This window comes from Streptomyces sp. NPDC088246, assembly GCF_044741025.1.
In the GTDB taxonomy this organism is placed as follows: domain Bacteria; phylum Actinomycetota; class Actinomycetes; order Streptomycetales; family Streptomycetaceae; genus Streptomyces.
Genome location: NZ_JBIURV010000116.1, coordinates 1 through 8,406 on the forward strand (window position 1 = coordinate 1; position 8,406 = coordinate 8,406).

The 8,406-nt window shown below is 68.5% G+C and carries 8 protein-coding genes and 1 pseudogene; 5 read left to right on the top strand and 4 right to left on the bottom strand.

Annotation, left to right across the window (positions count from 1 at the left end; all coding sequences use genetic code 11):
• Positions 1-215 precede the first annotated feature (215 nt).
• Together ACIPEK_RS45795 and ACIPEK_RS45800 are read right to left on the bottom strand one after the other, a co-directional pair.
• Entirely contained in the window at positions 216-629 is a 414-nt protein-coding gene (locus ACIPEK_RS45795; RefSeq protein ID WP_383080072.1) for a roadblock/LC7 domain-containing protein, read from the bottom strand.
• A gap of 143 nt (positions 630-772) precedes the next feature.
• Complete coding sequence (locus ACIPEK_RS45800) at positions 773-1,399, bottom strand: GTP-binding protein (protein WP_402008768.1); 627 nt, start codon at positions 1,397-1,399, stop codon at positions 773-775.
• A 346-nt stretch (positions 1,400-1,745) separates the two neighbouring features.
• Here ACIPEK_RS45800 and ACIPEK_RS45805 point away from each other — a divergent pair, with 346 nt between their 5' ends.
• The 3 genes and pseudogenes from ACIPEK_RS45805 to ACIPEK_RS45815 all read left to right on the top strand — a co-directional run bounded on the left by ACIPEK_RS45805 (position 1,746) and on the right by ACIPEK_RS45815 (position 5,345).
• On the top strand, positions 1,746-2,111 hold the full coding sequence (locus tag ACIPEK_RS45805; RefSeq protein ID WP_114248576.1) for a metalloregulator ArsR/SmtB family transcription factor: 366 nt from the start codon (positions 1,746-1,748) through the stop codon (positions 2,109-2,111).
• Positions 2,095-4,800 (top strand): annotated as a pseudogene (gene mgtA / locus ACIPEK_RS45810) (magnesium-translocating P-type ATPase). Before ACIPEK_RS45805 ends, mgtA begins: the two are co-directional and overlap by 17 nt.
• A complete protein-coding gene (locus ACIPEK_RS45815; protein WP_402008769.1) occupies positions 4,797-5,345 on the top strand; it encodes a GNAT family N-acetyltransferase in 549 nt (182 codons plus the stop codon). The pseudogene mgtA and the gene ACIPEK_RS45815 overlap by 4 nt, the downstream one beginning before the upstream one ends.
• A 28-nt stretch (positions 5,346-5,373) precedes the next feature.
• On the opposite strand, the gene ACIPEK_RS45820 is transcribed toward ACIPEK_RS45815, so the two are convergent.
• Complete coding sequence (locus ACIPEK_RS45820) at positions 5,374-6,801, bottom strand: LCP family protein (protein ID WP_402008771.1); 1,428 nt, start codon at positions 6,799-6,801, stop codon at positions 5,374-5,376.
• 254 nt (positions 6,802-7,055) lie between these two features.
• Here ACIPEK_RS45820 and tatA point away from each other — a divergent pair, with 254 nt between their 5' ends.
• Positions 7,056-7,241 carry a Sec-independent protein translocase subunit TatA gene (gene tatA, locus ACIPEK_RS45825; RefSeq protein WP_402008773.1) on the top strand — a complete coding sequence of 62 codons (186 nt, stop codon included), beginning with the start codon at positions 7,056-7,058 and terminating at the stop codon, positions 7,239-7,241.
• 165 nt (positions 7,242-7,406) lie between these two features.
• The gene (locus ACIPEK_RS45830) at positions 7,407-7,982 is read left to right on the top strand and encodes a TerD family protein (protein WP_402008775.1); all 576 of its coding nucleotides are present in this window, start codon (positions 7,407-7,409) and stop codon (positions 7,980-7,982) included.
• Between the two features lie 112 nt (positions 7,983-8,094).
• Here ACIPEK_RS45830 and ACIPEK_RS45835 read toward each other — a convergent pair.
• On the bottom strand, positions 8,095-8,406 hold a 312-nt coding region (locus ACIPEK_RS45835), incomplete at its 5' end, for a DUF742 domain-containing protein (RefSeq protein WP_402008777.1).

Genomic DNA, 8,406 nt, shown 5'->3' on the forward strand with positions numbered 1-8,406 from the left:
GTCAGCAGGCTGACCGCGAGCCCGAGCCAAATCGGGCAATACCTCCGCCCGAAACCGCCCGCGGCAGCATGAAACGGTACCGAACACCCTCTCAGTACACACAGCTTCCGTAACAGTCACGATGCTCTCCCCCGTGAGAATCAATTACTCTCTGTGAGCACCGTAACCCGGGAGGGCATCGCCCGCCCGGCCTGTGGATAACTCCCACGGCCGGGTCAGGTCCGCTTGTTACCTTCGCTTCCCGCCTGCCGCGCGGCAACACCGAGATGCTCTCCTACTCTGTTGACGAGCAGCGTCATCTCGTACGCGACCTGACCGACGTCGGCCTCGGCCGCGCTCAGCACGCACAGGCAGCTGCCAGCCCCTGCGGCCGTCACAAAGAGCAATGCCTCGTCGAATTCCACCATGGTCTGCCGTGCCTTCCCTGCGCGGAAGTGGCGTCCCGATCCGCGGGCGAGGCTGTGCAGCCCGGACGAGACCGCTGCGAGATGCTCCGCGTCCTCACGCGCCAGGCCTGTGCTCGCCCCGGTCACCAGTCCGTCGTTCGACAGCACCAACGCGTGCCGTATGTGCTCGACCCTGCTCGTGAGATCGTCAAGGAGCCAGTCGAGTTCCCTGTCCAGCGCCATTTGCCCGCTCCTCCCCGCTCATACGTTCCCCGTGCCCCACGTTTCGCGTAAGCCTCGCGCACTGGTCACGTACGGGCAAGCACTCCTCCGTCATGTGGCTGGGTCCTGGCCCCTTGGCGCGCAACAGATGTGCGCCGGGAGGGTCAGCTCACCGAGTCGAGGAGCCGGGCGGTGTGCATCCGGCCCGCGTATTCGACCATGCGGATCAGGACTTCCTTGCCGGAGTCCCGGTCACGCGCATCACACAGCACGACGGGCGTGCCGAGGTCGAGATCGAGGGCACGGGACACTTCGCGTTCGCCGTAGGCGCGGGCGCCCGCGAAGCAGTTGACCGCTACGACGAAGGGGATGCCGCGGTGCTCGAAGTAGTCGACGGCCGGGAAACAGTCCTCCAGGCGCCGGGTGTCGGCGAGGACGACGGCCCCGAGCGCCCCTTGGGAGAGCTCGTCCCACAGGAACCAGAAACGGTCCTGTCCCGGCGTGCCGAACAGATAGAGGGAGAGACCGGACCGGATGGTGATGCGTCCGAAATCCATGGCGACGGTCGTCGTGGTCTTCTGATCGACCCCGCCGGTGTCGTCGACCGACTGTCCGGCCTCGCTGAGGAGTTCCTCCGTCCGCAGCGGCCGGATCTCGCTGACCGCGCCGACCAGCGTCGTCTTCCCGACCCCGAAGCCTCCGGCGACCAATATCTTCAGTGCGAGGGCGTCGGTCTCCGCGGCCTCCCCGGCCGTCTCCCCGTGGGTGTTGTCAGCGTGCTCGGAAGACATCGATCACTTCTCTCACCAGTGAGTCCCAAGACGCTGAATACGCAGGTCAGAGCTGTCTTGAAGGGCTCGGGTTCCGTGGACCGTCAGCATGAGTACGGCGACAGCATGGCAAACGAAGACCTGTCCCGTGGGACGGGATCGCTTTTTTAGCGATGTGACCGTTCGCGCTCACCGACCGCCCGGATGAGTCCACAATCCGATGCGTCTGACGGAGTGCGCCTGCCGTTCCCGGTCGTGAGCTCACAGGCCGCATACAAACGCATGGGCCCTCGGATGGCGGCAGTCCGGCGCCTACACTGGGTGTTTCGGGTGCGAGGAATGGCCCACGCGGACAGGGAGAGCAAGAGTGTCGACAGCTGCCGACGGCGGTTTCGAGGATCCGCCCGCGGAGGTACTGGTGGAGGCGGCTGCCGCCTTCGGCCTGCTGGCGACGCCTGCGCGCCTGCACATCGTGTGGGCCCTCTCCCAGGGCGAAAGCGATGTGACCGGCCTCGCGGACCGGGTGGGCGGCACCCTTCCTTCGGTGAGCCAGCATCTGACGAAGCTGAAACTGGCCGGTCTCGTACGGTCACGCCGCGAAGGTCGCCGGCAGGTGTACCTGGTCGACGACCCCGACGTGGTGACGGTCGTCCGGCTCATGGTCGGCCAGCTCGCCGAACGCGCCGGACACGCGCCCGCGCACCCCGTACGCCTCCGTGAACTCGGTGCCTGAGAGCAGTGCCGCCGCAGGTCCCGGCAGCACCGATCCCGACCAGTCGTCCGCCGTGACCGTGCCGATAGCGGGCGCAACGGTCGGCCGGAGCGCCGCCCGCTTCGCCGGCTGCCGCACCGAGCTCCTTACAGGTTCTCCGCTAGCTGGACAGCGGGCCGCGCGGGCTGCTGGAGGGACAGGCGGAGGAACGTCTGGCACGGTTCGGCGAGAACACCCTCCAGGCCTGGCGTCCGGTCTCCTGGCCCCGCCGTTTCATACGCAGCCTGCGGGATCCGTTCACCTCGGTGCTCCTGTGTCTGGGTCTGGGTCTGGTCTCGGCAGCGGTGGCCTCGTGGGGCACGGCTGCCGTGACGCTGGCGCTCGTGGTCGTCAGCTGTCGTTGCGCTCCGCGGACGAGCATCGCGCCGACCGTTCGACAGCCGCGCTGCGGGAGCTGGTGGCGACCACCGCGACCGTTCTGCGCCGCACCGGCCCGGACACCGCGCCACAGGCGCGCGAGATGCCGGTCGGGGAGCTGGTGCCGGGCGATGTGATCAGGCTCGGTCCGGGAGATCTCGTGCCTGCCGATGTGCGGCTCCTGCGGGCGAGCGGCCTGACCGTGCATCAGTCGGCCCTCACCGGCGAGTCGGTGCCGGTCGCCAAACAGCCCGTCGATGCTCCGGGCAGGCACCGCACCGACGCCGGGTCCGGTGGCGAGGCCGGGCTGTTCACGCGGCCCGAACTCTGTTTCCAGGGCAGCAGCGTGGCGTCCGGCAGTGGTACGGCGGTGGTGACGGCCACGGGTGCGAACACCCAGTTCGCCGCCGCCTACGACGGTTCGGCGCGCCGCCGGGGCACGAGCGCCTTCGACCGTTCGGTGCAGGGGATTTCCTGGACGCTGATCCGGTTCATGCTGCTCACCCCACCCCTGGTGCTGATGGCCAACGCGGCACTGCGCGGCCGCCGTCTGGAAACGCTGCCGTTCGCCGCCGCGGTGGCGGTCGGGCTGACTCCGGAGATGCTGCCGGTGATCGTCACGACAGCGCCGGCCAGGGGCGCTTCGCTGCTCGCCCGGAACCACGGAGTGATCGTCAAACGGCTGCCCGCTCTTCACGATGTCGGTGCGATCGACGTGCTGTGTCTGGACAAGACCGGAACCCTCACCCAGGACCGGCCGGTCGTCGAACGTTCGCTGAACGGGGCGGGCCGGCCCGATCCCGAAGTGCTGCACTGGGCCGCGGTGAACGCACTTTGGACGCTGCAGCTCGCTGAACTCCCCGCCCCCGACGCGCTGGACGAGGCGGTCATGGTCGCCACCGAGAAGCAGGAGGGGGCGCAGTCCGCGTACGACGGGGTGGCCGCGTTGCCGTTCGATCCGGTGCGGCGCCTCGCCACCGCGGTCGTCCGCAGCCCCGGCAGGCTCGGCACCCACACCCTCGTCACGAAGGGGGCAGTGGAGGCAGTACTCGACCGCTGTGCCCTGGACGATGCCGAACGGAACCGGCTGAGGGGCCTGGCCACGCGCGAGGCCGCGGACGGTCTGCGGCTGCTCGCAATGGCCCGGAGCGAGCGGCCCGCCCGGCTCGGCACATACACGACGGCCGACGAACGGGGGCTGGCCTTCATCGGGTTCGTCGCTCTGCGGGACGCGCTCACGCCGAGCGCCGCACAAGCGCTGGATGTGCTTGAACACCGAGGCGTTGCCGTGAAGGCGCTCACCGGCGACGATCCGGGAACCGTCGCCCGCGCCTGCCGGGATCTGGGCCTCGATCCGGGCGATGTCGTTTCCGCGGAACGGATCGACGCGCTGACGGACGGGGAGCTCGCGGAGGCCGCGGACCGGGCCACCGTCTTCGCCCGCTGCATGCCCGAGCGCAAGGCCCGGATCGTCTCCGCAGTGCGTGCCGTCGGGCACACCACCGGCTTCCTCGGCGACGGCGTCAACGATCTGCCCGCGATGCACGCGGCCGATGTCGGCATCTGCCCAAGGAACGCGGTCGACGTGGCGCGGGAGACCGCCGATGTGGTGCTCGCCGAGAAGGACCTCGCGGGCATCGATCAGGCGTTCACGGCGGGCCGGCAATGCAGCGGCAACATCGCCATGTACCTGCGCATCACGCTCTCGTCGAACCTCGGGAATGTCATCGCGATGCTCGCCGCGGGGCTGATGCTGCCGTTCCTGCCGATGCTTCCGGCACAGGGCCTGGTGCAGAACCTGTGTTTCGACGTGGCGCAGCTCGCCTTCGCGTTCGACCGGCCCGCACCTGCCGTGCTGCGGCGGCCCACGGTGCTGCGTCCGCGCGATTTCCTCCGCTTCATCACGGGCTTCGGTCTGCTGAATGCCACTGCGGACCTGGCGACGTTCGCAGTGCTGGCCTACGCATTGCACGGTTCGGCGACATCGGGCGGGCAGGAGGCGTTCCACTCCGGCTGGTTCACCGAGAACCTGCTCACCCAGGCTCTGGTGATGCTGCTGCCCCGTGCGGGCCGCCGCGCAGCCGAGGGCCACAGCGGCGGTCCGCTGCGGGCCGCAGCGTCCGGTCTTGCGGTGGTCGGCCTGCTGCTGCCGATCACTCCGCTCGGTCCGCTGCTGGGCATGAGTGCGCTGCCACCACTCTATTTCCTTTTGCTCGCAACGGTGCTGGCCCTGTACACATGCGGACTGTGGGCGGCCCGTACCTGCTACGAACGGAAGTGGAGATTCTCATGACCCCCTCGCGCATCGACCGCCTGGAGTCCGGCACGAGTACGGGCGTCGGCGGCGGGCAGGCGGTGCGTGCTCGCCGCGCCACGCTCGACGATGTGGCCGCGTTGGTACGGCTGCGGGGGCTGATGCTGGCCGACATGGGGATGGAGACGGGCGGTGCCGATGCCCCGTGGCGGGAGGCCTCCGCGCAGTGGTTCACCGAGCGGCTGCGTCGGCCCGGCACGTTCGCCGCGTTCCTGGTCGACGACCCCGAGCTCGGCACCGTCTCCAGCGCCGTCGGGACATGCGATGCGCATGCCCCCAGCCCGGCGAATCCGAGCGGACTGCACGGGCACGTCTCCAATGTCAGCACCGATCCCCGCCGTCGCCGCCGTGGGCATGCTCGTGTCTGCCTCGACGCCCTCCTCGCCTGGTTCCGCGAAGAGGCCCACGTCACGGTGGTCAATCTGAACGCCACAGGGGACGGCGCCGCTCTGTACGAGTCCTACGGCTTCGTGGCTCCCCGACACCCGGCACTGCAGCTGCGAACGGTCCCGGCGCGGCTCTGAGCGCTGCCTCCCCACCGCCGCGGGAGGGTCAGCCGTACGAGAGGTCCGCGCACGGGTCGTCGTCGGCCGACCGCGCCCCGGCGGCGACGGTGGGCGGCACGGCGGAGGGTGCCGGGGTCTCGGGTGCGAACGATGGGTTCCGCGCGTAGGAACTGCCGAGGATCACCTGGATTCCGGCGGTGTCGGACGCGGTCGTCCGGGCTCCGACGAAGAGCCGTGCGGTGGTCTCTGCCTCGTTCCGCAGGCCCGGCCCGTACTCGATGACGGTCGAGGCGTAGTCCTGGCTGCTCGCATTGGCCGTGGTGGTGACGGTGAAGCCTCGGGCGCGCAGAAGTTCGGTGGCCCGGGCCGCGATTCCCCTGACCGTGGTGCCGTTGTAGACGGCGATGCTGATGCCCGTGCCGGAGACCGGGGTGACGGCCACGGGCGACGCCGGGCTGCTCGCTGTCTCTCTGCCCTCGGCCGATCCCTTGCCGCCGGCATCCTGGCCGTCGACCGTACGGTCGGCCTTCAGCGCTGCCCAGAGCGCGTCGGCGTCCGGTTCGACTATCGCGACGCGCGAGCCCTCGTAACGCCAGGGGACAGTGACGAACTTGGTGTTGTGCAGGTCGATGTTCTTCATCGACATGGCGAACGACAGAAGCCGGTCGGCCGACCCGAGCCCGGGGTCGACGGTCATCGCATCGGTGGCCGCGTCGGCGAGGGGTAGCAATGTGGTGGGGTTCAGCCCCCGAGACTTGACCTTCTTGATGAGGGAGGCCACGAATGCCTGCTGGCGCTTGATCCGCCCTATGTCCGAGCCGTCACCGATGCCGTGCCGGAGCCGGACGTAGTCGAGTGCCCGCTGTCCGGAGACTGTCTGCGGACCCTTCGCGAAGATCCGGGCGCCCCGTGTGGGCCGCTTCGGGCTGAGGTCTCGCTGGTAGATGTCCTGGGGCAGACACACCGGAACGCCCCCGACGGCCGATGTCAGTGCGGAGAATCCGGCGAAATCGATGACGACGGTGTGGTCGACGCGCAGGCCGGTGAGCTGCTCGACCGTGTTCTGTGTGCAGGCCGGGTTTCCCTCGGCCGTCTCCCCCACCGAGAACGCACCGTTGAACATCACGTCGTGCTGCGGCGCGGTCCACTCGCCGCCCGGCATCTTGCAGGCCGGGATGTCGACCAGGGAGTCACGGGGAATGGACACGGCGACCGCGTGTTTGCGGTCGGTGTACACATGGAGAAGGAACGCGGTGTCGGAGCGCCCCACCGTACCCATGCCGCCGCCCAGTTTGCTGTTGTCGCCCGCGCGCGAGTCGGATCCGATGACCAGGACGTTCTGCCCGTTCGTCGAGCCGGGCGGCCGGTCGCCCGAGATCCCGTCCGCGCTGAAGACGTCGATGCTGCCGTTCAGTTTGAGGTAAGCCCACCCGACGCCCGCGACAAGCAGCACGAGGAATGACAGTCCGATCATGGCTGTTCGCCGCAGCCGACTGCCCCTTCGCGTGCCCGCTGCTGAATTGTGCCTTGCTGTCATCGGCCACCCCGTCCGTCCGGTTTCCATGATGGAGGACGCGCTCCGCCGCCCCATGGTTGCACAGTTGCGCAATTTGGCACGCATCGCTGTTCGAGTGGATCAACGGACCTGCCACAGCCAGCCTGTAGCACTGTCCGCGAACCCCGAGCGGAAACACCGGCCAAGACACCGAAAGGAAGGGCGGGACACACATGTTGCGCAACGGCCTCGAACCCTGGCACCTGTTGATCGTGGCGATTGTGGTCATCGCACTGTTCGGCTCGAAAAAGCTGCCGGACACGGCTCGCGCCCTGGGCAGATCCATGCGGATCCTGAAGAGTGAGGCGAAGGCCATGAAGGAGACCGATGCGAGTCCCGGTACCGACCCGCGCACATGAGGCATCGGCCCACCGACGTAACGCCCCTCCCTGCCAGCCACTTCAAGAATTGCGCAAGCGAGGGAACCACGGGCGAGGCACTGTCGTTGACCCGTATGACAGCCGAAGAAGCACTGATCACCACATCACCGAATCGCTGGACCACTGGATCAATGGAGGAAGTTCATGGGTGTGACCCTGGCCAAGGGCGGCAACGTCTCCCTGTCGAAGGAGGCGCCCGGCCTGACCGCAGTGACGGTCGGCCTGGGCTGGGACGTCCGGACGACGACGGGGGCGGATCACGACCTGGACGCGAGCGCGCTGCTGTGCTCGGATGCCGGCAAGGTCCTCTCCGACCTGCACTTCGTCTTCTACAACAACCTGACGAGCCCGGACGGTTCGGTCCAGCACACCGGCGACAATCTGACCGGTGAGGGCGAGGGCGACGACGAGTCCATCAATGTGGACCTGGCGGCTGTCCCGGCGAATGTCGCGAAGATAGTCTTTCCGGTCTCCATTCATGACGCGCAGAGCCGTGGTCAGAGCTTCGGCCAGGTCCGCAACGCGTTCATCCGCGTGGTGAACCGGGCGAACGGCGTCGAGCTGGCCCGTTACGACCTCAGCGAGGACGCCTCGACCGAGACCGCCATGGTCTTCGGTGAGCTGTACCGACACGGCGCGGAGTGGAAGTTCCGTGCGGTCGGCCAGGGTTATGCCTCGGGCCTGGCCGGTATCGCATCCGACTACGGGGTCAACGTCTGACCCCGAGGCACCGTACGGTCGACGAGCGCGGCCCCTCTCCCCTCCCTCCGCCGGGGCGAGGAGAAGGGCCCGCCCGCTCCGTGTACGGCCCGGCCGCATCACCGAAGTGCCCCTACAGAGCCCGCAGACCGTTGATCACCTCGCGAAGAATGTGTTCGTCCGGCAGCTGTGCTGGCGGTACGGGGCGGCTGACGCGTACGTAGCCAGCTTCGAGCAGATCGCCGAGGAGTACGCGTACGACTCCGACCGGAAGGTCGGCATCGGCGGAGAGCTCCGCGACGGACTGGTTCTCCGACCGGCAGAGGGTCAGCAGGGCTCGGTGCTCGGGACCTAGTAGGGCTTTGTTAGGTCCTGTGGTGGGGTTCGGGGGTTGGTGCGGGTTGGCCGCATATCGAGCAGGCGCCGGTCCAGGTGGCCAGGAGGG

Bases quoted from the DNA above. Each gene is read 5' to 3' on its own strand.
- ACIPEK_RS45795 (WP_383080072.1), bottom strand. From the start codon at position 629: ATGGCGCTGGACAGGGAACTCGACTGGCTCCTTGACGATCTCACGAGC.
- ACIPEK_RS45800 (WP_402008768.1), bottom strand. From the start codon at position 1,399: ATGTCTTCCGAGCACGCTGACAACACCCACGGGGAGACGGCCGGGGAG.
- ACIPEK_RS45815 (WP_402008769.1), top strand. From the start codon at position 4,797: ATGACCCCCTCGCGCATCGACCGCCTGGAGTCCGGCACGAGTACGGGC.
- ACIPEK_RS45830 (WP_402008775.1), top strand. From the start codon at position 7,407: ATGGGTGTGACCCTGGCCAAGGGCGGCAACGTCTCCCTGTCGAAGGAG.
- tatA (WP_402008773.1), top strand. From the start codon at position 7,056: ATGTTGCGCAACGGCCTCGAACCCTGGCACCTGTTGATCGTGGCGATT.
- ACIPEK_RS45820 (WP_402008771.1), bottom strand. From the start codon at position 6,801: ATGATCGGACTGTCATTCCTCGTGCTGCTTGTCGCGGGCGTCGGGTGG.